This is a genomic window from Lentzea sp. NPDC037011 (assembly GCF_055607425.1).
The window spans coordinates 272,903-294,032 of the sequence record NZ_JBVJRT010000001.1 but is presented as its reverse complement, the minus strand read 5'-3'; the positions used below and the strand labels follow the sequence as shown (position 1 = coordinate 294,032).

Genomic DNA, 21,130 nt, shown 5'->3' with positions numbered 1-21,130 from the left:
CCCCCAGCCTGTCGCTTGCCTCACAAAACCGATTCTGGAATCGATTCAGCACACGGACGGAGTTAAGGCGTCCACGACGGGGGAAAAACACAAGAGGCCCCGATGCGGTTCTCACCACATCGGGGCCTGTGAGCTGCGCTTCAGTTGGGGCTGATCCACTGCCCGGTCGTGGAATCGATTCGGACGACCCCGTTGAACCGTTCTTCCTCGAACCACTCGTCCGAGTCGTCCAGAACGCCGCTCTTGGAGTCCGTCACGTACCGGCCGTCGGACTCGATGTGCCCGTGCTCGACCTCGACCCAGTCGTCACCGCGCTGCTCGGACATCGTGACCTCGCCAGACCGTGTGATCTCGGTCGCCACGTCGGCCCGCCCGTCACCGTTCTTGTCGGTGAACAGCCAGGTGTCGCCCTCGTCGTCCTTGACCACCGCGGTGTCGGCCTTGCCGTCGCCGTCGGTGTCCTCGGTCGCCGGACCGACCTTTCGCTCACCTTCGTCGGTGTCCACGACAATCGTCTGCGAAGCACCGGAATTCGTCTTTTGTTGCGTCTGGTCGTCCGGGTGGACGGCAACCCACTCACCGGAATTCTCCTCGAACCGCGCCTGGCTCAGGAGATTGCCGTCCTTGTCGAACGTGCTCATCAGATCGGCGTCACCGTCGCCGTTCGTGTCGGTGAACGCCAGATGGCCGCCGTCGTCCGTCTCGACCACGGCGGAGTCGTTCACGCCGTCGTCGTTCAGGTCGAAGGTGACGTCGGCGGTGTACTCCTCGTCCTCGACGGTCACCTTCAGCTCGGCGTCGGCCGCACCGTTCTCGTCGATGTACACCGGGACACACCTCCTACACCTTCTGCGTACCGGTCTGACCTACGTTATGCCGGTTTGGTTCCACCGCCAACCACACCCGCCGACCGGAGGAACAGTCATGGCAGTCGTGTTGCGCTGCTCGTCGCGTACGCGGGAGGTCGACCTGTCGGGCTCCCGAGGGTCGGTCGCGCAGGCCGCCGACCTGTTCTTTTGCACGGGCGGGCGGGTGGAGACGGAGCTGACCGACCCGGCCCCGTACGAGACGTGCCTGCGGGCACTGGAGGTCCGGGTGACCGGGGGCGAGGTCGTGGTCGACGTGGTGGACCAGGAGCTCGTGGTCAGCGGTGGGGCCGAGCACCTGGCGGTGCTGGGCGAGGTGCTGCGCGATCTGGCCGAGGAGGCGGACTTCGACCACCACGTGCACGTCGACCACTTCCCGGGCCACCACCACCTCGCCGAGGAGTCGTGGCCGCTGGTCGTGCAGGTCACCGAAGCCTAGGTGCGGTCGCGGACCTGGCGGATGCGGCCCAGCAGCTCCTCCGCCCTGGACCGCCCCGACTCCACCTCCGCCAGCTGACGCGTCACGGCCTGGAGCTCGCGGCCGCGTTCACCGGCCTCCATGCGGAGGGCCTTGTCGACCTCGCGCAGCTCGGCCTCGATGGCCTCGATCCGCTTGGCCAGCGCCTCGTCCAGCGCCAGCGACAACGCCTGTTCGGCCTCGATGAGCTGTTCGGCGGCGAGCTGGTCGACCATCGACCGCGCGTCGGCGATGGCGTCGGAGAGCCACTGCTTGACGTGTTGCTTCTCGGCGGTGTGGGTGCGGGTCCTGGCCATCCACCAGCCGGCGCCCAGGCCCAGCGCGATGGTCACCGGCAGGACGATCGGGTTCAGCGCGGCGATGCCGAGGCCCGCCAGCGGCATGACGGCGAGCTTGCCGGCGCCGAGGCCGCCGGAGACGCCCATGAACACCAGCAGTTTGTCCTCTGCCGTGGGTGGGCGTTTCTCCTTGGGGCGCAACACGACCGGGGGTCGCTCGCCGCGGGCGAACTGGCCGCGGATCAGGGTCAGCTCGTCGGGGCTGAACAACGAGGACAGCACGGTGTCGGCGATGGCGGCCAGGCGCACCGACAGCACGGTGGAGATGCGGCTGGAGACGACCTGCAGTGCCGTGTCGACCTGGGCGGGCAACGCCGCCAGTGCCGTGCGGTCGGCGGTGTCGATGGCCTGGCGGTACCAGGTCTGCAGGTCGCGCATCTGACGGGAGATCTCGTGGGAGTTCTCGACGCGGGCGCGCTGGACCTCGCCGCGCAGGCGGACCTGCCAGCCGCGGGTGGAGGAACGGCGTTCGGTGACGAGCTCCTCGCGGCGGGCGCGCAGCACCTCCGCCTCGTCCTCGCCGACGGACAGGGCGCGCTTCTCGTGGTCGAGGCGGATGGTCAGCTCGGCGAGCACCGTCGTCAGTGCGCGCAGGGCGTTGGCCTCGGCGAGCATCCCGGCGCGGCCGGAGACCAGCTCCTGCAACGAGGTCTGCAGCGCGGCGACGCCGGAACGCTCGCGGAGCATCGCGGCGGCGTCGGGGTTCGGGGCCTGGGCGGCCATCTCGAACATGCGGGAGGAGACCGGGAACCACGCCGCCTCGGCGAAGCGCGGGGCGTGCTCGGCCAGCAGGGCCGTGTTCGCGTCCTGGACCTGGCGCCAGCCGCGGTACCGGTCGGTCTTCGTCAGGGCGAAGACGACGGTCTCGACCCGGTCGCCGACGCGCTTGAGGAAGTCCAGCTCACCGCGGGTGAACGGGGAGGAGGCGTCGACCACGAACACCAGCGCGGTGGCGGAGGTGACGGCCTCCAGGGCCAGCTCGCCGTGCACGGACTCCAGCCCGCCGACCCCCGGAGTGTCCACAACGGACATCCGCGAGAGCAGCGGGATCGGCGCGTCGACCTCGACGTAGCGCGGTGGCAGCTCGCCGGGCGGCAGCTCGTGGGCCGCGGACACCCAGTTGATCAAGGCGGGCAGCGGGAACGACACGGGCGCCAGCACACCGGGGTAGCAGGCGCGGGCGGCCCAGTCGGGGCCGTGCTGGAAGACCAGGTAGGTCGAGGTGGCCACGTCGGCGTCGACCGGCGACAGGCCCGGTGCGGCCAGCAGTGCGTTGACCAGCGACGACTTGCCGCGGTTGGTCTCGCCGACGACCACGACGGACGAGGTCTCCGGCACCGAGCGGCGGGAGACCCAGTCGGCCATCGCCGGGTCGAGGTCGCGGACCACCGCCGTGAGGCGTTCACGGGTCGCGCGGACCGTCTGCGGGAGGTTGCTCATCGGGGCGTGTAGACCGTCACGATCGGTGCGCGCAGGACCCGGCCGCGGTCGCAGAAGCCGGGGACCTCGGTCTCGGCGACCAGGCCGAGCAACGACACGTCGTCCGTCGGCACCGTGCCGCCCGCCTCGTGCTGCGCGGGGTCGAACCGCTGGCCGTCCGCGCGGACCGCGACCACTCCTATGGACGACAGACCTTCCTCGATGCGCTGCACCACGCCGGAGCTCGCGCGGTCGAGCGCGTACAGGCAGAGCTGGACCAGTGCGCGGCGTTCGGCCAGCGCCTGGTCGAGCAGCTCGTCGGCAATGGTCTCCACACCAGCGTCCGACGCCAGGTCCGCCGGATCGGTTCCACCCACGCTCATCGGTGCCCCCCAGCACGTAGTTGCTGCCAAATGAGGAAATACGCCCTGTGGACGACGTGCGCCACCCGGGCCTGCGCCGGCGTCGCGCCGAAGGAGGCGAACGAACGCCACCAGCCGGCCCGTTCCAGCGCGAACGCCTGCAGCTCCGCCACCGGACGGCCGGGCAGTCCCAGCCGGCCGGACACGCCGGGGGTGCTGCCCAGCCGCAGCACCTCCTCGGTCAGGTCCGGCGCCAGCACCACCGCACCCGACGAGACCAGCGTCAACGCCTCCAGCAACCGCAGCTGGTGCGCCTCCGGCCGGGCCAGCAGCACCTCGATCGCGTCGTGCACGCGCTGCCGTTCACCGGGGTCGGCCGCGGCCAGCGACGTCACCGACGCGAGCGCGGCCGCCGCCTTGATGCCGTCGGCACGGGAGCGGAACACCGCGTCGAGCCGCGCCCGCACGGCGGCGAACCCCGACGCGTCGAACAGCACCCGCCGCAACGCGCCGGCGGTGAGACCGGGCTCGGCGTCCAGGGCGGCCAGTGCGCGGCCGATGCCGTACAGGTCGAGCTTCTCCAGCAACCGCGACCGCACGCCCGCCGGCACCGCGCAGTCCCACGACGTGAAGAGGTCGCCGGACATCAGCATCATCGTGCGGGTGTCCGCGTCCAGCGCGGCCAGCTGCCGCAGCGCGTCGGCGTCGGCGGAGGTGAACTCGCCGGTCTCCGCGGACTCGGCGAGCAGGCTGATCACCGGCAGCACGTCGGCCACCCGCGGCTTGAGCAGCTCGGCCTGCTTCGCCGCCAGGATCTCGGCGGCGCGCCACACGTCGCCGTCCGACCCCGCGACCGACTCCGGGGCGACCGCGTCGACCTTGTTCAACGCCGCCACCGCGTTGACCGGCCCCGCCTCCCGCGACGCCGTGGCGGCGGTGAAGGCGGCCAGCGTCTGGTGGTCGTCGGCGCGCACCCCCTGCGTCACGACGTACAGCACGGCCTCGGCGCCGGCGACCGCGTTGCGCGACACCGGGTCCAGCAGCTCCTCGGTCCGCGCTACCGAGCTCGCGTCCAGGGAGCCCAGGCCGGGCGTGTCGATGACGGTGAAGTCGCGCAGGACCGCGTTCGTCAGGTAGGCCTCGATGTGCGAGACGCCGTCGAGGCCGAGCGAGGCGGGGATCATGCCGGCGGCGTCGAACGGCAGCACCTGCCGCCGCCCGTCCTGCAGCACCACCTCGATCCGGTCGACCGTCCCGTACTGGTACCGGGTCACGAGCCGCGTGCACTCGCCGACGTCGGTGGGCGCGACCCGACGCCCGATCAGTGCGTTGACCAGCGTCGACTTGCCGGACTTGATGCGGCCGGCGACCGCGACCTGCAACGGTGCGTGCAGCCGGCGCAGGACCTCCTGGAAACCGGCGGCCGTGGCGGGGGAGACCTGCTGTTGCAGCGCGACGCACAGGTGGGCCACCGCCGCGCAGAGCGGGCCGGCCAGTTGTCGTCCCTGCAACGCCGTCACGTCCGAATCCTGCCACGGTTTGTGCACGTACGTACTCGGGTAGCCACCGTGCATGGGTGACAGCTACGTGACGTTCCTAGTGCTGGGGATCGTCCTGGTCGTCGTAGACGGCCAGCTGATCTACCGCAGTGGCAAGGAATACCTGAAGCGCGCGGCGTACGACGACGACCAGGCCGGCGGCATGATGAAGCTGACGGCCGTCCTGTTCCACCTCGTCGTGCTCGGCCTGCTCGCGTTGGTCTCGACGATTGGCATCGAGACCGGTGACGCGGTGAAGAACGTGGTCGTGAAGCTGGGGATCGTGCTGCTGCTCCTGGCACTGGCCCACGGCGTCACGATGGCGATCCTGGCCAGGATCAGGGATCGCCAGGTGCAGCAGCAGCTCGCCGACCAGATGGCGGAGGAGCACCGCATCTACGAGGAGCGCCACGCACATGTGAGCGACCCGCGACCCGCACCGAAGATCGAGTCGCCCTACTCCGCGAAGTAGTGCGCGCGGACGGCGTCCAGTGCAGATGAAGGCAGGGCAGCTACCACGGTGCCCTGCCTTCGTCCTGTCGTGAGCACGCCTGCGGTGCATCAACCCCTCGACACAGGAACTCACTCCGAGGTAGTACCCGGTGTCAGCCCGTGGCGCGACGCGCGGAAGTTCGACTCGCACCTAACCTTGTCCGGTGCGGCGGTTCAGCCTGTGGATGAAGGCACACCCGGCGTTCGGGGACTCCCTGATCGCCGGGATCTTGGCGTTGTTCGACCTGGCAGCGGGTGTCGCAGGCGTCGACCGCGGCCTGTCCGTGTCCGCGTTCCTCGCCGTCACGCTGCTGCTGCTCGGCCCGCTGCCGTTCCGGCGCTACCACCCGGTCGGCTCCAGCTACCTGATCCTCGCGGGCGGGTTCCTGCAGCTGTTCACGCACGGCGGGTGGGAGACCGGGCTGCCGGTGCGGATGGCCGACTTCGCAATGGCCATCGCGCTGTACACGCTCGTCGCGTACATGGGCCGCAAGGCCGGGTTGATCTACCTGGCCTGGCTGATCGCGGGCACGCTGCTCTGGGCGGTCTTCCAGGTCGGCCAGCCAGAGGCCGTCCTGTTCGTGTTCATGATCTTCGTGATCTTCGGCTTCAGCTGGGCGATGGGCGAGTTCATCGGGGCCCGCCGCGCCTACCAGAACGAACTGGAGCAACGCCTCAAGCTGCTGGAGACCGAGCGCGACCAGCAGGCGCGGCTCGCGGTCGGCGAGGAGCGCTCCCGCATCGCCCGCGAGCTGCACGACGTGGTCGCCCACGCGGTCAGCGTCATGATCGTCCACGCCGACGGCGCCGCGTACACGATCCGCAAGCAGCCGGAGGTCGCCGAGAACGCCGTGCGCACGATCGCCGAGACCGGCCGGCTCGCGCTGACCGAGATGCGGCGGCTGCTGGGCGTGCTGCGCAGCGAGGACTCCGAGACGCAGTGGGAGCCGCAGCCCGACGCGCGCGGTGTGGTCGAGCTCGCCGAGAACGCCCGCGCGGCCGGGGTCCCGGTCCGCCTGGAGATCACCGGCGACGTCGACGACCTGCCCGCCGGTGTCGGCCTGAGCACCTACCGGATCGTGCAGGAAGCACTGACCAACACCATCAAGCACGCGGGCACCGGTTCGACGGCGACCGTCCGGCTGGCCCGCACGCCGGAGCAGCTGCACCTCGAGGTCGTCGACGACGGCTTCGGCACACCGCACGACGTGGTCAAGGTGTCCGGCGGCAACGGTCTCATCGGCATGAGGGAAAGGGCGGCGGTGCTGGGCGGTGAGTTCGAGGCGGGCCCCAACCCCGGTGGTGGCTGGCGCGTCCGCGCGGTCTTCCCGCTCGCCGCATAGGGTGATCACGTGATTCGGGTGCTGCTGGTCGACGACCAGGAACTCATGCGCATGGGCTTCCGCATGGTGCTGGGGGCGCAGGAGGACATCGACGTCGTCGGCGAGGCCGCCGACGGCCTGGACGCCGTGCAGATGGCCGACAAGCTGCGGCCCGACGTCGTGCTGATGGACGTCCGCATGCCCGTGCTCGACGGGGTCGAGGCGACCAAGCGCATCACCGAGGCCGACACGGCCAAGGTGCTGGTCATGACGACGTTCGACATGGACGAGTACGCGCTGTCGGCGTTGCGCAACGGCGCCAGCGGGTTCCTGCTGAAGGACACCCCGCCCGGCGACCTGGTCTCCGCGCTGCGGGCCGTGGCCTCCGGTGACGCGGTGGTCTCGCCGTCGGTGACGAAGCGGCTGCTCGGCCGGTTCCTCGGCGACGGCGGCGGTGAGCTGCGCGACGCCACCGTGCTGGACGTGCTGACCGAACGCGAGCGCGAGGTGCTCGTGCTGATCGCCAAGGGCCTGTCGAACACCGAGATCGCGCGCAAGCTCTTCCTGTCGGAGGCGACGGTGAAGACGCACGTCGGCCGAATCCTCGCGAAGCTGGAGCTGCGAGACCGGGTGCAGGCCGTGGTGCTGGCCTACGAGACCGGTCTCGTCCGCCCCGGTGACGCCTAGCGGTAGTCCTCCGGGTCCGCCTCCACGGTCTGACCGGCCCTCCGCGGCTTCGCCACCTCGTCGTACCAGCGGCCCCAGTCGGGCTGCGAGCCGTCGAGGTCGGTGAACCCGTACTCGCGCATCAACTTCCACGACGACAGGCACCGCCCGGCGAACCGGCGCCGGTCCGGGTCCGCGGCGAGGTGCGCGAGACCGCGGCCGAGGTAGTGCGGTGTCTCGGACAACGCGTAGTCCGGCACGTCCTTGACCGCGTCGCGCCAGTTCGCCTCGGTGACGCCGAAGCCCTCCAGCATCTGCTCGGACCGCAGGAACCCCGGCGTGGCCGAGAGCGCCGTGACGTTCGGGTGGTCCTCCAGGTCCTTCGCCAGCACCTCGCCGAACCGCCGCACCGAGCTCTTCACCGCGTCGTACGGCAGGTTCACGAAGTAGGCGTCGCCGTCCTCGCCGTCGGTCACCTCGACGACGAGCCCGTCGTCGGACTTGAGCACCAGCGGCACCAGCCGGTGGATCGCGACCAGGTGCGACTCGACGCCGTTGCGCCACATGCGCAGCTGCCGGTCGAGGTCGTGCTCCCAGAACTTGCCCCACTCGACGAGGTTCTCGCCGCCCCAGGCGTTGTCGACGAACACGTCGAGCCGGTCGATGCGCGCCGCCAGCGCGGCCACGTCGGACGGGTCGGTCAGGTCGCACCGGACCGCGATCCCCCTGCCCCCGGCGGCGTCGACCAGTTCCGCGGTGTCCTCGATGGTCTCCGACCGCCCGACCTCCGACTGCCGCGTGCGCGTGGTCCGGCCGGCGACGAACACCGTGGCCCCCGCGGCGCCCAGTTCGACCGCGATCGCCCGGCCGGCACCGCGCGTGGCGCCGGTGACGACGGCGACCTTCCCGCTCAGGTCAGGGCTTCTTCGCGACACGACGAGCTCCCCTTCCCTCGTGCCAGGACACGACGACCATCTCGTCGCCCTCGACAGTGATCGACACGACCTCGGTGACGTTCATCCGGAACAGGTCCAGGGCGTCCGGCATCCAGCCGGTGCGGTCGTACAGGTCTTTCAGGTAGTCCTCCTTGTCCGTCCAGAACTCCGCGGTGCCGCTGATCTTCGCGTCACCGGCCTCCGCCATCGAGGCGGCCGTGGTGGTGCAGTGCAGCGAAAATCGCGGGTCACGCCGCAGGTCGCGCGACTTCAGCGAGTCGAGCATCATGCCCGTCCACAGTTCGCCGCGCGCGAAGTCCGGTTCCACACCGCTGAGCCGCGGTGCGCCGTCCCTGCGCAGGGTGGCGATCAACGCGTGCCGGTCAGCGGCGAACCGGCCCTCCACGAACGCGGCCAGCTCGGGCTCCTCGGCCGCGAACTCCGCCCAGGTCGCCATTCAGCGCATCCCTTCCAACACCAGGTCGACGTCTTCCTCCATGCGTGCCATCAGCTCTCCGCGCGGCCGGATCGACCAGTCCATGGCGATCCCGTACACCAGTGCGGCCAGCACGCGCGCCGCGTTCGGTGGCAGCCCCTCGGCCGCGCACAGGACCTCCAGCTCGGCCTCCATCGCCGCGTAGTGCCCGGCCAGCAACGCCCGCAGCTCCGGGTCGATCAGGTCGACCCCCAGCTGTGCCAGGTTGTTCGTCGCCACGACCGGGTCGGCCAGCCGGTCGAACCAGGTCAGCAGCGCCGCCCGGACACCGCCCGCCTCTCGCGTCCTGCGGACGACGTCCTCCGTTCCGGCCCTGGTCAGCGCCTGCAGCAGGCCGCTCTTCGAGCCGAACCGCTTCGCCACCGCACCGACCGACACCCCGGCCTCGGCGGCGACGTCCGCCACCGTGAACTCCGGGCCGCGCCGGTCGATCACGGTCGCGACCGCGGTGAGGACGCGTTCGTCGGAGATGGTGCGAGGCCGTGCCACCGCGTTAGTGAACCACAGTTCACTAACCTTCGCCTAGGGTGGCTCCACGTGAACTGGAGACCGCACCTGGTTGCGCTGGACATCGACGGAACCCTCACCGGAGTCGGCTCGAACGACGTCTCACCCGCCGTGAAAGCCGCCGTCACCCGTGCGGCAGGCCACGGCACGCACGTGGTCCTGTGCACCGGCCGCAGCCTCATCGGCACCACCCCGGTCGCCCCGCAGCTGCCGGTCTCCCTCGCGCTGTGCTCGAACGGCGCGGTGTGGTGGGACCCGGCGACGGCGGAGATCACCCGGCGCACGACGTTCGAACCGGGCCCGACGATCAGGACGTTGCAGGCGCTGCTGCCCGGTTCGGTGTTCGCGGTCGAGCAGACCGGCGTCGGCAACCTCTCGCTCGGCAGCTTCCTGCCGCACGACCTGTGGGGCGAGACGACGCAGGCGACCTTCGAGGAGCTCGCGGCCACACCGACCCCGCGGCTGGTGATGCGCTGGCTCGACCACACCCCGGCCGAGCTGGCGTTCGCCGTGCGGGAGCTGGAGCTGCCCGGCGTCTCGTGGAGCGTCGACCACACCGAGGCGTGGCTGACCGCGGTGCCACCGGGCGTCACGAAGGGCTGGGCGCTGGAGGACCTGCGGAAGTCGCTGGGGGTCGACGCCGCGGACACGCTGGCGATCGGGGACGGCTCCAACGACGTCGAGATGCTGCGGTGGGCGGCACGCGGGATCGCGATGGGCCAGGCACCGGCGGTCGTGCAGGCGGCGGCCGACGAGGTGACCGGCACCGTCCTGGAAGACGGTGCCGCACAGGCGCTGACCCGCTTCTTCCCGGCCTAGCTTCCACGGCATCTGCGAGCAAGGGGGTCAGGTTGCCACGTTCGTCTTGGCCACGACCTTGTCCACCTTCACGCGGACGACCATCTCGCCGGGCACTCCGTTGCGCTCGGCGTAGGCGTCGGCCTGGTCGTCGCCCATGTAGCGGGCGGCGGTCCGGCCTGCCCAGTACCTCAGCTGCTCGGGGTCCTCGTCGGTCACGGCGCGGCCGGTGATGGTGACGAAGTTGAACGGCGGCGTCTCGTCGTCGAAGCACAGGGCCACCCGGCCGTCGCGCAGGATCGACTTGCCCTTGACCGTGTCGCGCGCGGTCAGGAAGACGAGGTCGGGGCCGTCGAGGTCGACCCACACCGGCGCGATGTGCGGTGAGCCGTCCTTGCGGGTGACCGCGAGCTTGCCGGTGCGGGCCGGCGTGGCCAGCACGAACTCACGCCACCAGCCTTCGGGAGCATCCGTGTATCCCATGTGGCTCATTCAACTACGACCGAGGTAGCGCCACCGGACGACGGAAGTTGACGCACGCGCAGACCGCAGGGCGATGTGGTGGCACCCCTCGCCGCAGGAGAGTTGTCCCATCACGAAGAGGGGACGACACCATGATCGAGGCAATCGGCCTCACCAAGAGATACGGCAGGACGGTCGCGGTCGACGACCTGTCGTTCACCGTCCACCCTGGACGGGTGACCGGCTTCCTCGGTCCGAACGGTGCCGGCAAGTCGACCACGATGCGCATGATCCTGGGGCTCGACCGTCCGACGGCAGGCCGCGTGCTGATCGACGGCAAGCCCTACGCGGAGCTGAACCGTCCACTGCGGACGGTCGGGGCGCTGCTCGACGCGAAGTGGGTGCACCCCAACCGGAGTGCGCGGGCTCACCTGCGCTGGCTCGCGAAGTCCAACGGGCTGCCGGACGGGCGCGTGGACGCGGTGCTCGACGCCGTGGGCCTGACGCAGGTGGCGGGCAAGAAGGCCGGTGGGTTCTCGCTCGGCATGTCGCAGCGGCTGGGGATCGCCGGGGCACTGCTCGGTGACCCGGGGGTGCTGCTGTTCGACGAGCCGGTGAACGGCCTGGACCCCGAGGGCATCCTCTGGATCCGCACGTTCATGCAGAACCTGGCCGCCGAGGGCCGCACGGTCCTCGTGTCGAGCCACCTGCTGTCGGAGATGGCCCTGACGGCCAGCGAGCTCGTCGTGATCGGCCGGGGGAAGCTGATCACGCAGAGCACCACGCAGGAGTTCATCGACCGCTCGACCGGCAACTCCGTGCTCGTGCGCAGCCCGCAGCTGTCGAAGCTCGGCCCGCTGCTCGTGGACAAGGGCTTCACGGTTCGTGACGGCGCCGACGGGGCGTTGTCCGTATCGGGTGCCACCAGTGACCAGATCGGTGACATCGCGGCGGCGAACGGTGTGGTGCTGCACGAGCTGAGCCCGCAGCGCGGTTCGCTCGAAGAGGCGTTCATGCAGTTGACCGGCGATGCTGTCGAGTACCACGCAGAGATCGGGAAGTGAGTCTGATGACCCTGTTGGCAGTCGAACGGATCAAGCTCTTCTCGACCCGCTCGCCGTACTGGTGCAGCGCACTCGCCATCGTGCTGGGCGTGGGCCTCACCGCGATCATCGCCGCGGCCAGCGAGGGCCAGGTGTCGCTCGGTCTGACCCAGATCGGCAGCGCCCAGCTCGCCATCGCGGTGGTGCTGGTGATGGCGGCGATCGCGGTCACCACCGAGTACCGCTTCGGCACCATCCGCTCGACCTTCCTCGCGGTGCCGAACCGCACGTCGGCGCTCGTCGCGAAGACCGTCGTGGTCGCGTTCATCGCCGGTGTGCTCGGCGAGGTCATCGCCTTCGGCTCGGTGGGCATCGCGAAGCTGCTGTCGTCGGGCTCCGACCTGGCGATCAACACGGCCGCGGAGTGGCGGCACGTCGCCGGGGTCGGCCTCGTCTACGCCATCGGCGCGGTCATCGCGATCGCCGTGGGCATCATGGTCCGCCAGACCGCCGGTGCGGTCTCGATCCTGCTCGTCTGGCAGATGGCCGCGGAAGGCCTGATCGGGTTCATCCCCAAGGTCGGCATCAAGATCCAGGCCTGGCTGCCGTTCACGAACGCCACCCACTTCCTCTCCATGGGCGCGGAGAGCCCGGAGCAGGGCGGGGCGGGCATCGACTTCAAGCTCAGCCAGTGGGGATCGCTGGCCTACTTCGCCGGCATCGCGGTCGCGTTGCTGGTGGTCGCGCTGATCGTCGCGAAGCGCCGGGACGCGTGACCGGTTCCAGGTAAAGGGGGAGCGGGACGCAGGTCATCCGTCGGGGGCGACCTGCGTCCCGGTCAGTTCTTCCAGCGAACAGGAGAGGCCATGATCGAGGCAGTGCGGTTGCGCAAGCACTACGGCAGCACCAAGGCCGTCGACGACCTGTCGTTCACCGTCCGGCCGGGCCGCGTGACCGGTTTCCTCGGACCGAACGGCGCGGGCAAGTCCACGACGATGCGGATGATCCTCGGCCTCGACACCCCCACCGGGGGCGACGTCACGATCGACGGCAAGCACTACGCCCAGCTCAAGCAGCCGCTGCGCAAGGTCGGCGCGCTGCTCGACGCGAAGTGGGTGCACCCCAACCGGTCCGCCCGCTCGCACCTGAAGTGGCTCGCGGTCTCCAACAAGATCCCGGTCAGCCGGGTCGGCGAGGTGCTGGAGGTCGTCGGCCTCACCGAGGTCGCGCACAAGAACGCGGGCGGCTTCTCGCTCGGCATGTCGCAGCGGCTCGGCATCGCGGGCGCGCTGCTCGGCGACCCCGAGGTGCTGCTGTTCGACGAGCCGGTCAACGGCCTGGACCCCGAGGGCATCCTGTGGATCCGGCAGTTCATGCACCGGCTCGCGGACGAGGGCCGCACGGTGTTCGTGTCGAGCCACCTGCTCTCGGAGATGGCGCAGACCGCGCAGGACCTCATCGTGATCGGCCGCGGCCGGCTGATCGCGCAGACCACCACCGAGCAGTTCATCGCCGACGCGACCCAGGACACCGTCCGGGTGCGGTCGCCGCACGCCGCGAAGCTGCGCGAGGTCCTCGCGGCGCACGCGACGGTCACCGACGACCCGGCGAGCGGAGCGCTGGTGGTGCAGGGCATCCCGGCGCAGCAGATCGGTGAGCTCGCCGCGGAGCACCAGGTCGTGCTGCACGAGCTCAGCCCTCAGCGCGGGTCGCTGGAGGACGCGTTCATGCAGCTCACCAAGGAGTCGGTGGAGTACCAGGCGCACTGACCCGTTCCGGCTGCGGGCGGCGGCGCGACCGGGCGGTGGGCAGCGCGATCAGCAACGCCGTGAGCAGCGCGACGCCGCCGGCGGTGCCGGCGACGAACGGCAGCCGGTCCTTCACGACGACCTGCTGCGCGACCCGTTCCTGCGCCACCGCGGCCGGCGCCGGGTCGGTCGACGGCGCGGGCGGCGGCAGCAGCGGGTTGCGCTCCACCGGCGGCAGCTGGGCCGCGACGGCGGCGGCCGGGTCGACCAGGCCGAAACCGGTCCGGTCGTCGCGGCCGGGCACGTCGACGTCCTTCGCGGTCCTGATCAGCGCGTTGACGACGTCCTTGGCCGCCATGTCCGGGTGCTTGGCCCGCACCAGCGCCGCGGCACCGGCCACGATCGCCGACGCCGCGCTCGTGCCGTCCATCTCGGCGTAGCCGCTGGCGTACACGCTCTCCGGCGCGGCGGTGACGATGCCCTCGGCGGGCGCGGCGAGCACGGTGCCCGCACCGACGTTGGAGGACTTCCACGGCTGACCGGTGCGGTTCGTGCCCGCGACCGCGATCACGCCGCCGATGTTCGCGGGTGCCGAGACCGCCTTGCCCTCGTTGCCGGTCGCGGCGACGAGGACGACGTCCTTCTCCACCGCGTAGTTCACGGCACGGACGAGGCCCGGCGTCGTCGAGCCGGTGAAGCCCAGCGACAGGTTGATCACCTTGGCGCCGTGGTCGGTGGCCCACCGGATGCTCTCGGCCACGACGTCGAGCGCGAACTGCGTCTTCTCCGCGCTCGCAACGGGGAGGACCTTCGCGCCGGGCGCGATGCCGAGGGCCCCGCCGTTGCGACCGGTCCCCGCGATGATCGCGGCCATGGCGGTGCCGTGCCCGTCGGTGTCGGTGGTGCCGTCGGTGCCCTTGGAGCTGCCGAAACCGGTGCCCGGCAGGACGCGTCCGACCAGGTCCGGGTGCCTCGCGTCGACACCGGAGTCGATCACGCCGACGATCACGCCGTCACCGCGGGTCTGGGCCTGCGCGCTGTAGACGTCGAGCGCGTCGAGGTGCCACTCCTGCTCCTCGATCGTCTGCGCGGCGAGCAGCAACGGCAGCACGACGGCGAGAGCGGGGAGCAGTGGCACGTCGGGTACATCGTGTTTCCGCTGCGCGGCGCAACGTGCCCGGGGTCACACTCAGCGTAATAGTGGTGTTAACAACCCGTGAAACACCACTATTCGGACATCCCTCACGTTTGAGTTGGCGTTCAATGGGGTTATCCCGAGGCCGGAGGTGGCCAGTGGTTCGTGTCGAAGCAATGCTCGGCCTCGAATGGGCTAGTGCGCTCGAGGCGCCCAACTCTCTTGATCTCGCTCTGTCCCCTGCAGACGCACGCAAGTCGTGGGTGAACAAGGGCGACGAAAACCAGATCCTCGCGATGTACCGGTCCGTTCGAGACGTCGAGGACGCACCTGCACCCTGGTGGCTGCGCGCGCTCGACCGGGGCAGACTCCGGTCCCGCGCCGAGGGTCACGCCGTCGAGGACGCCGTCACCGAGCTCCTGTCGTCCCGCCCCGGCTGGGTGTACGTGCCGTGGGCCGACTTCGGCGAGGTCGGTTACTGGGAGTACGTCCCCTCCGAAACCGGTGTCTACGGTCCGGCGACACCCACCACCGTCCAGTTCACCGACTCCCACCGCGGCTGGATCCACCTGGTGCCGGCGCACCGGGGTCCCGGCCAGGCCCAGCCGATCGACTTCACCGTCGCCGACCTGCGTGCGCAAATCGAGGACATCGAGCTCATCGCCTAGGCTGTCCGGTCGTGACCAGGCCTGAGCACCACCGTTCCATCGTCAGCTTCGTGCAGCGCGGCGAGCGCATGACCGTGGGGCAGGAGCGTGCCTGGGACACCCATTGGGAGAAGCTCGGCCACGACGTGAAGACGCTGCCCGAGGGGCCGCTCGACTTCACGTCGTGGTTCGGTCGTCCCGCACCCGTCCTGCTGGAGATCGGTTCCGGCATGGGCGAGACCACCTCCCAGCTCGTGGCCGCCGCACCCGAGCTGAACTACGTCGCCGTCGAGGTCTACAAGCCCGGTCTGGCCCAGCTGCTGCTGCGCGCCGAGCACCTGGGCGGGCTCGACAACCTGCGCGTGCTGCGCGGTGACGCCGTCGACCTGCTGACCGACCACGTGGCACCCGCGTCGTTGCACGGCGTGCGGATCTTCTTCCCGGACCCGTGGCCGAAGAAGAAGCACCACAAGCGCCGCCTGGTGCAGCCCGAGTTCGTGGCGCTGCTGGCCTCGCGGCTGGAGCCGGGTGGCGTGCTGCACCTCGCCACCGACTGGGAGAACTACGCGGAGCAGATGCTCGCGGTGTGCTCCGGCGAGCGGCTGCTGACGAACATGTACGACGGCTGGGCGCCGCGGCCGGACTGGCGGCCGGTCACGAAGTTCGAGCAGCGGGCCGTGAACGAGGGGCGCGTGTCGCACGACCTGATGTTCAAGCGGAACGACCTCACCTGATCGAGGTCTCAAGCTGCGGCGTTCACCACTGCGGGTCCTGCTGTCACCCGATCAGGTGGCAGGTGTTGATCACCCGATGTGCCCCGAGTGGCAGTGACGCGTGAGGCCGTCGCGGAATTAGGTTCTCGCTCCGTGACCCCCGACGTCCTCCCCGTCGCGGAGGAGTTCGTCCGCATGTTCCACGCGGCGCACTCCGACGCAGGCTCGTTGTCCGCCCGCATCGCTCAGGTGCGCGCCGAGATCGCCGAGACCGGAACCTACCGCCACACCACCCACGAGCTCGCCTACGGCGCGCGGATCGCGTTGCGCGACTCCGGCTGGTGCACCTCCGGGGTGCCGTGGCGGCGGCTCAAGGTCCGCGACCTGCGCGGCTACCGCAACGCCGCCGCGGTGGCGGGCGAGTGCGTGGAACACCTGCGGCTGGCGACGAACGGCGGTGAGATCCGGCCGCTGGTGACCGTCTTCGCGCCGGACGCGCCCGGCTCGCCGGGGCCGGTGATCTGGAACGAGCAGCTGATCCGGTACGCCGGGTACGCCGACGGCACCGGCGACCGGCGCTACGCCCAGTTCACCGAGACCGCGCAGGGCATGGGGTGGCGGCCGCCGGCCCGCAGGTCGCGGTTCGACGTGCTGCCGCTGGTGGTGGAGACGCAGCACGAGGGGCCGCGGCTGTTCACGTTGCCGCCCGAGGTCGTGCACGAGGTGCCGCTGGAGCACCCGACGCTGCCGTGGTTCGGCGAGATGGGGCTGCGCTGGCACGCGGTGCCGGTGATCTCGAACATGCGGCTGTCGATCGGCGGCGTGCACTACCCGGCGGCGCCGTTCAACTCGTGGTTCGTCGGCGCGGAGATCGGCACCCGGTCACTGGCGGAGGAAGGCGCCTACGGGGTGGCGCGCGTGGTGGCGGAGGCGATGGGCCTCGACACCTCGTCCGAACGCACGCTGTGGCGGGACTTCGCGACCGTTCACCTGAACGCGGCAGTGCTGCACTCGTTCGACCAGGCGGCCGTCACGATCACGGACCACCACGCGGAGGCGCTGCACCGGCTCGCCTGGCTGCGCTCGCGCCAGCGCCCGTCCGCGGCCCGTCCGGCCTTCCGGCTGGACCCGGCCGCCGCGGCGCGCGCACGGACCGGTGCTCCGGCGCGCTTCACCGCCGCGGTGGACGAGACGCGTCCGCAGCCGACCAGCAGGCTGGCCGAGCTGCTGCGCCAGCAGAACTCCCTGACCAGCGTCTGACTTCCCCACCACACGCTGGTCGCGCACCTAGTGCTTGGAGTCGATCAGCACGCCCGACAGGGCCATGAGGGCAAGGACCAGCAGACCGACCACAGCGGCGGCCCAGGTGAACACGACTGACAACACGACGTCCTCCGTTCCCCGACTTCAGCTCCTCCAGAGTCCGTGACCGGGGCGTGATCCGGCATCCGCCGTGAGGGTATTTCCGCAGGTCGCCCACTCAGCCTTCTGGCTGATGGCGTCCCAGACCCCGGTCGGACGCGGGATCAGACCTCCGGCTTTACCGTGTACCGGGTGGAGAGCACGGATCTGAACTGGCGGTTGCTCGCCAAACGCCAGTGGCCGCTGGCGCTCTCGCTCACCGGCATCGTCATCGCCGAGACCGGCTCGATCACCACCGACCTCGGCTGGTGGCAGGTCCCCGGCGTGCTGGTCGTCTGCGCGATCGCGGTGCTCGCGCCGCGCCGGCCGTTCGACGCGGCGCTGGCGCTGGCCTTCGCGGTCGTCTGCACCGCCCTGTACCTGCGGTTCCTCGGTGTGGCGTTCGAGCCGCACTTCTTCGTCAGCGGCGTGAACATCTCGGTCACCGGTGCCGCGATGGCGACCATCGCGATCCTCGTGCGGGAAGGCTCCTCCTGGCGTGCGGTCGCGGGCACGCTGCTGGTCATCGCGGCGGTCATCACGGCGGAGGTGCTGGGGTGGCCGGTCGTGTCGGCCACCGAGTACCGCGAGTGGCGGCCGGACCCGACGTCGTACCTGTTCGGCGCCACCATCATGCTCGTCCTCGCGGTCGGCACCGGCCTGTACTTCCGCGCCCGCGACAACGAACGCGCGTCCCAGCTGGCGGCCTCCGTCGCCGCCGCCCAGAACGCCGAGCGGATGGCGTTGGCGCGCGAGCTGCACGACGTGGTGGCGCACTACGTGACGGCGATCGTGGTGCACGCCCAGGCCGGGCAGGTGAACCGCGAGGTCGACGTGCTGCCGTCCATCGCCGCGTCCGGCGCGGAGGCGTTGACGGCGATGCGGCGCCTGGTCGGGACGATGCGGGACGGGACGTCCACCGGACCGGCCGCGTCCTCGTCGCTGGAGGACGACGTGCGCGCGCTGGCGGAGGAGTCGGAGCTGCCGGTGCGGCTGTCGTTCGACCTGCGGGACTCGGTGCCGCAGGAGCTCGCGCGGTCCGTGCTGCGGTTGGTGCAGGAGTCGTTGACCAACACCAGGAAGCACGCCGCCGCTGTGTCCTCAGTGGACGTGGAACTGTCCTCAGGCGACGGTGTGCTGCGGCTGGGCGTGGCGGACGACGGCGTCGCCTCCGGCGTTCCCGTCGGGGGGTCGGGCGGTTACGGGATCGTGGGGATGCGCGAGCGGGTGGAGCTGCTCGGCGGGACGTTCTCCGCAGGCCGACGCGAACCGACGGGGTGGACGGTCCGCGCCGAGCTGCCGATCAGCTAGCTCAGCTGTCGTCGCGGATGACGTCGAACTCCTGCGTCATCTCGACATCGGTGAGCTGGTCGTCGTTCTGTGGGTCGATGTCGGCCACTGATGCCTCCGCATGATCACGCCCGTACCCGTGCGAGGTGATCATGCCAACTCAGCGCCGGGTGGGCGGCTTGGGGGTGGCGGGCTTCTGTGCGCGCCGGAGGTCTCCACGGGACGTGCACGGCTTCTTCGACATGATCAAGTGACGCCGGGGCCGCACCCGCGGTTGCGCGGGATGCACAAAAGGCCCGTCGCGCGACGCGACGGGCCCCTTGGATGGGGTGAAGTTTTTGGTCGGGGCGGACCCTGGGGGTCGGCCCGCGCCCGACAGGGACGGGATTCCCCCACTTCGCCCACCTATGCATGTTTGTGATCGGCATCACAATGGCAGGATCCTCCGCATGTCACTGCGTCTGCACGCCCCCGTGGTCCTGCCCTGCGACCCGTCCTGCTCCGTCCTGCGCGACGCGGTCGTGGACGTGGTCGACGGCCGCATCACCCACGTGGGCCCGCTCTCGGACGCGCCCGCCTTCGACGGCGAGGTCCGTTCGTTGTCCGGCATCCTGATGCCCGGTCTGGTGAACACCCACGCGCACAGCCCGATGACGGTGCTGCGCGGTCTGGGCTCCGACCTGCCGCTGCTGCGCTGGCTGCAGGAGCAGATGTGGCCGAACGAGGCGCGGATGACGCCGGCGGACATCGGCACCGGCATGCTGCTGGGCGCCGTGGAGATGCTGCGGCACGGCGTGACGACCTCGGCCGAGATGTACTTCCACGGTCCCGAGCTGGTGTCGTCGGTGCTGGCGGCCGGCTCGCGGGTGGTGTTCGGCGGGGCGATCCTCGACGTGCCCGGCATGGACTGGAAGGCGCTGACCGGCGAGATCTCCGCCTGGATCGACGCCGACGGCCTGCGCTTCGGCCCCGGTGAGCGGGTCGAGCTGGCCTACGGGCCGCACTCCGCCTACACGCTGTCGGCCCCGCAGCTGACGGCGATCGCGCAGGAGGCACGGGCCCGCGGCGCGCTGTTCATGGTGCACGTGGCCGAGTCGCCGTTCGAGGACGAGGCCGCCCGCGCGGAGTTCGGCTCGGTGCCGGCGCTGCTGAAGGCCTCGGACGTGCTCGGCGGCCGCGTGCTGTCCGCGCACTCGGTCCACCTGTCCGACGACGACATCGCCCTGTACGCGTCGTTCGGCGTCGGCGTGGCGCACTGCCCGGCGTCGAACGCGAAGCTCGCCTCGGGCATCGCACGGGTCCGCGACCTGCTGACCGCCGGCGTGCACGTCGGCCTCGGCACCGACGGCCCCGCGTCGAGCGACGACCTCGACCTCCTCGCCGCGGCCCGCCTCGCCGCCCTCTTCGCCCGCGCCTCGGCCATGGACGCCACCGCACTCGGCGCCGCCCAGGCGTTGCTGATGGCCACCCGCGGCGGCGCCGACGCGTTGAGCCGCGACGACATCGGCGCGCTGGAGACCGGTCGCTGGGCCGACGTCGTGCACGTCGACGCCGACGACCCCGTGTTCGCGACCGGTCTGGACGCGCCGGACGACCAGCTGCTGGCGAACCTGGTCTGGGCGGCGGGCTCGCGCCGGGTCACGGACGTGTGGGTGGCGGGCGACCACGTCGTCGCCGGTGGGGAGTCGACGCGGGTGGACCGGCAGGAGGCGCAGGCCGACGTCACGGCGGTCGCGCAGCGACTCCGGAGCGTCAGCCACTAGCCACAGGCTGTTGACAATCCTGTGGACAACTTCAGCGGGGCTGTGGACGGAGGACGAGCTCGGTGATGTGGGCGTCCGGCGTGGCCAGCACGGCCGACGCCACCGCCCGCCCCACCGAGGCCGCGTCCAGGTACTGGGTGGCGTCGTAGTCGCCGCCCTCCTGGCGCCGCACGCCCTGCTGCATCGGCGTGTCCGTGCGGCCGGGGAAGACCGAGGTCACGCGCAGTGCGGGCTCGTCGGCGCGCAGGGCGTCGGCGTAGGCGCGGAGTGCGAACTTCGAGGCCGCGTAGACGCCCCAGCCCGGGTTGACGCGCAGACCGGCGCCGGAGTTGATCAGCACGACCTGGCCGGAGGCTTCGCGGAGCCGGGGCAGCAGCAGCTGGGTCAGCGCGGCGACGGCGAAGACGTTGACCTCGAAGGTCTTGCGCCAGTCGTCCTCCGTGGCCTCGGCGAGCGGGCCGAGGACCGCCACGCCGGCGCTGTGGACCAGCACGTCCAGGCGGGGGAGCGCGCCGAGGTCGGCGGAGGCGGTGTTCGTCAGGTCGAACGGCCAGGCCTGCGCTCCTGGGAGCTCGGTGGCGAGCAGCGAGAGGGACGTTTCGTCGCGTCCGCCTAGCAACAGGTCGTGGGTCGGGGCCAGACTTCTGGCGATGGCCGAGCCGATTCCGCTGGAGGCCCCGGTGACGAGGGCGACCGGACGATCAGTCATGG

At 70.8% G+C, this 21,130-nt stretch carries 24 protein-coding genes; 13 read left to right on the top strand and 11 right to left on the bottom strand.

Annotated elements, in window-relative coordinates:
* Nucleotides 1-140 precede the first annotated feature (140 nt).
* Nucleotides 141-827 carry a hypothetical protein gene (locus tag ACZ7CH_RS01480; RefSeq protein ID WP_360394001.1) on the bottom strand — a complete coding sequence of 229 codons (687 nt, stop codon included), beginning with the start codon at nt 825-827 and terminating at the stop codon, nt 141-143.
* A 97-nt stretch (nt 828-924) separates the two neighbouring features.
* On the opposite strand from ACZ7CH_RS01480, the gene ACZ7CH_RS01475 reads away from it, so the two are divergent.
* Entirely contained in the window at nt 925-1,305 is a 381-nt protein-coding gene (locus tag ACZ7CH_RS01475) for an Imm32 family immunity protein (RefSeq protein WP_360393998.1), read from the top strand.
* Here the strand turns inward: ACZ7CH_RS01475 and ACZ7CH_RS01470 are convergent.
* The 3 genes from ACZ7CH_RS01470 to ACZ7CH_RS01460 are packed head-to-tail and all read right to left on the bottom strand — an operon-like array spanning nt 1,302 to nt 4,983.
* Entirely contained in the window at nt 1,302-3,122 is a 1,821-nt protein-coding gene (locus ACZ7CH_RS01470; RefSeq protein WP_470369780.1) for a dynamin family protein, read from the bottom strand. The genes ACZ7CH_RS01475 and ACZ7CH_RS01470 overlap by 4 nt on opposite strands.
* Nucleotides 3,119-3,484 carry a nucleotide exchange factor GrpE gene (gene grpE, locus ACZ7CH_RS01465; protein WP_360393992.1) on the bottom strand — a complete coding sequence of 122 codons (366 nt, stop codon included), beginning with the start codon at nt 3,482-3,484 and terminating at the stop codon, nt 3,119-3,121. The genes ACZ7CH_RS01470 and grpE overlap by 4 nt, the downstream gene beginning before the upstream one ends.
* Nucleotides 3,481-4,983, bottom strand: coding sequence for a dynamin family protein (locus tag ACZ7CH_RS01460; protein WP_360393989.1), 1,503 nt, complete (start codon nt 4,981-4,983; stop codon nt 3,481-3,483). Before ACZ7CH_RS01460 ends, grpE begins: the two co-directional genes overlap by 4 nt.
* Nucleotides 4,984-5,035: 52 nt before the next feature.
* Here ACZ7CH_RS01460 and ACZ7CH_RS01455 point away from each other — a divergent pair, with 52 nt between their 5' ends.
* The 3 genes from ACZ7CH_RS01455 to ACZ7CH_RS01445 all read left to right on the top strand — a co-directional run bounded on the left by ACZ7CH_RS01455 (nt 5,036) and on the right by ACZ7CH_RS01445 (nt 7,502).
* Entirely contained in the window at nt 5,036-5,473 is a 438-nt protein-coding gene (locus tag ACZ7CH_RS01455; protein WP_360393986.1) for a hypothetical protein, read from the top strand.
* Between the two features lie 184 nt (nt 5,474-5,657).
* Complete coding sequence (locus ACZ7CH_RS01450; RefSeq protein ID WP_360393984.1) at nt 5,658-6,836, top strand: sensor histidine kinase; 1,179 nt, start codon at nt 5,658-5,660, stop codon at nt 6,834-6,836.
* 9 nt (nt 6,837-6,845) lie between these two features.
* Nucleotides 6,846-7,502 (top strand): response regulator transcription factor, encoded by a 657-nt coding sequence (locus tag ACZ7CH_RS01445; RefSeq protein ID WP_360393981.1) that lies wholly within the window; start codon nt 6,846-6,848, stop codon nt 7,500-7,502.
* On the opposite strand, the gene ACZ7CH_RS01440 is transcribed toward ACZ7CH_RS01445, so the two are convergent.
* Genes ACZ7CH_RS01440 through ACZ7CH_RS01430 form a run of 3 tightly spaced genes read right to left on the bottom strand, consistent with a single transcriptional unit; the run spans nt 7,499 to nt 9,401 of the window.
* Nucleotides 7,499-8,416 carry an SDR family oxidoreductase gene (locus ACZ7CH_RS01440; protein WP_360393978.1) on the bottom strand — a complete coding sequence of 306 codons (918 nt, stop codon included), beginning with the start codon at nt 8,414-8,416 and terminating at the stop codon, nt 7,499-7,501. The genes ACZ7CH_RS01445 and ACZ7CH_RS01440 overlap by 4 nt on opposite strands.
* Nucleotides 8,397-8,873 carry a pyridoxamine 5'-phosphate oxidase family protein gene (locus ACZ7CH_RS01435; RefSeq protein ID WP_360393975.1) on the bottom strand — a complete coding sequence of 159 codons (477 nt, stop codon included), beginning with the start codon at nt 8,871-8,873 and terminating at the stop codon, nt 8,397-8,399. Before ACZ7CH_RS01435 ends, ACZ7CH_RS01440 begins: the two co-directional genes overlap by 20 nt.
* Nucleotides 8,874-9,401, bottom strand: coding sequence for a TetR/AcrR family transcriptional regulator (locus ACZ7CH_RS01430; RefSeq protein WP_360393973.1), 528 nt, complete (start codon nt 9,399-9,401; stop codon nt 8,874-8,876).
* A gap of 48 nt (nt 9,402-9,449) precedes the next feature.
* Between ACZ7CH_RS01430 and ACZ7CH_RS01425 the strand changes: the two genes are divergently transcribed.
* Entirely contained in the window at nt 9,450-10,238 is a 789-nt protein-coding gene (locus ACZ7CH_RS01425) for an HAD family hydrolase (protein ID WP_470369777.1), read from the top strand.
* Nucleotides 10,239-10,265: 27 nt separating this feature from the next.
* On the opposite strand, the gene ACZ7CH_RS01420 is transcribed toward ACZ7CH_RS01425, so the two are convergent.
* Nucleotides 10,266-10,700: a PPOX class F420-dependent oxidoreductase gene (locus ACZ7CH_RS01420; RefSeq protein ID WP_360393967.1), complete on the bottom strand. Its 435-nt coding sequence runs from the start codon at nt 10,698-10,700 to the stop codon at nt 10,266-10,268.
* A 131-nt stretch (nt 10,701-10,831) separates the two neighbouring features.
* Between ACZ7CH_RS01420 and ACZ7CH_RS01415 the strand changes: the two genes are divergently transcribed.
* From ACZ7CH_RS01415 to ACZ7CH_RS01405, 3 genes are all read left to right on the top strand, one after another.
* Nucleotides 10,832-11,743, top strand: coding sequence for an ABC transporter ATP-binding protein (locus tag ACZ7CH_RS01415; RefSeq protein WP_360393964.1), 912 nt, complete (start codon nt 10,832-10,834; stop codon nt 11,741-11,743).
* Nucleotides 11,744-11,748: 5 nt separating this feature from the next.
* The gene (locus tag ACZ7CH_RS01410) at nt 11,749-12,498 is read left to right on the top strand and encodes a hypothetical protein (protein WP_458429879.1); all 750 of its coding nucleotides are present in this window, start codon (nt 11,749-11,751) and stop codon (nt 12,496-12,498) included.
* 90 nt (nt 12,499-12,588) lie between these two features.
* A complete protein-coding gene (locus ACZ7CH_RS01405; RefSeq protein WP_470369776.1) occupies nt 12,589-13,491 on the top strand; it encodes an ABC transporter ATP-binding protein in 903 nt (300 codons plus the stop codon).
* Here the strand turns inward: ACZ7CH_RS01405 and ACZ7CH_RS01400 are convergent.
* Complete coding sequence (locus ACZ7CH_RS01400) at nt 13,457-14,608, bottom strand: S8 family serine peptidase (protein WP_470372928.1); 1,152 nt, start codon at nt 14,606-14,608, stop codon at nt 13,457-13,459. The genes ACZ7CH_RS01405 and ACZ7CH_RS01400 overlap by 35 nt on opposite strands.
* A gap of 260 nt (nt 14,609-14,868) precedes the next feature.
* Between ACZ7CH_RS01400 and ACZ7CH_RS01395 the strand changes: the two genes are divergently transcribed.
* The 4 genes from ACZ7CH_RS01395 (at nt 14,869) to ACZ7CH_RS01380 (ending at nt 18,677) form a co-directional block, all read left to right on the top strand.
* Nucleotides 14,869-15,273 (top strand): hypothetical protein, encoded by a 405-nt coding sequence (locus ACZ7CH_RS01395; RefSeq protein WP_470372927.1) that lies wholly within the window; start codon nt 14,869-14,871, stop codon nt 15,271-15,273.
* A 68-nt stretch (nt 15,274-15,341) separates the two neighbouring features.
* Nucleotides 15,342-15,986, top strand: coding sequence for a tRNA (guanosine(46)-N7)-methyltransferase TrmB (trmB, locus tag ACZ7CH_RS01390; RefSeq protein ID WP_458434279.1), 645 nt, complete (start codon nt 15,342-15,344; stop codon nt 15,984-15,986).
* 132 nt (nt 15,987-16,118) lie between these two features.
* Nucleotides 16,119-17,225 carry a nitric oxide synthase oxygenase gene (locus ACZ7CH_RS01385; protein ID WP_470369775.1) on the top strand — a complete coding sequence of 369 codons (1,107 nt, stop codon included), beginning with the start codon at nt 16,119-16,121 and terminating at the stop codon, nt 17,223-17,225.
* 294 nt (nt 17,226-17,519) lie between these two features.
* Nucleotides 17,520-18,677: a sensor histidine kinase gene (locus ACZ7CH_RS01380; RefSeq protein WP_470369774.1), complete on the top strand. Its 1,158-nt coding sequence runs from the start codon at nt 17,520-17,522 to the stop codon at nt 18,675-18,677.
* A gap of 1 nt (nt 18,678) precedes the next feature.
* Here ACZ7CH_RS01380 and ACZ7CH_RS01375 read toward each other — a convergent pair whose 3' ends face one another.
* Nucleotides 18,679-18,810, bottom strand: coding sequence for a hypothetical protein (locus ACZ7CH_RS01375; protein WP_360393946.1), 132 nt, complete (start codon nt 18,808-18,810; stop codon nt 18,679-18,681).
* A 295-nt stretch (nt 18,811-19,105) separates the two neighbouring features.
* On the opposite strand from ACZ7CH_RS01375, the gene ACZ7CH_RS01370 reads away from it, so the two are divergent.
* Nucleotides 19,106-20,419, top strand: coding sequence for an amidohydrolase family protein (locus tag ACZ7CH_RS01370; protein WP_470372926.1), 1,314 nt, complete (start codon nt 19,106-19,108; stop codon nt 20,417-20,419).
* A gap of 31 nt (nt 20,420-20,450) precedes the next feature.
* Here ACZ7CH_RS01370 and ACZ7CH_RS01365 read toward each other — a convergent pair whose 3' ends face one another.
* Nucleotides 20,451-21,128, bottom strand: coding sequence for an SDR family oxidoreductase (locus ACZ7CH_RS01365; protein WP_470372925.1), 678 nt, complete (start codon nt 21,126-21,128; stop codon nt 20,451-20,453).
* Between the last annotated feature and the right edge of the window lie 2 nt (nt 21,129-21,130).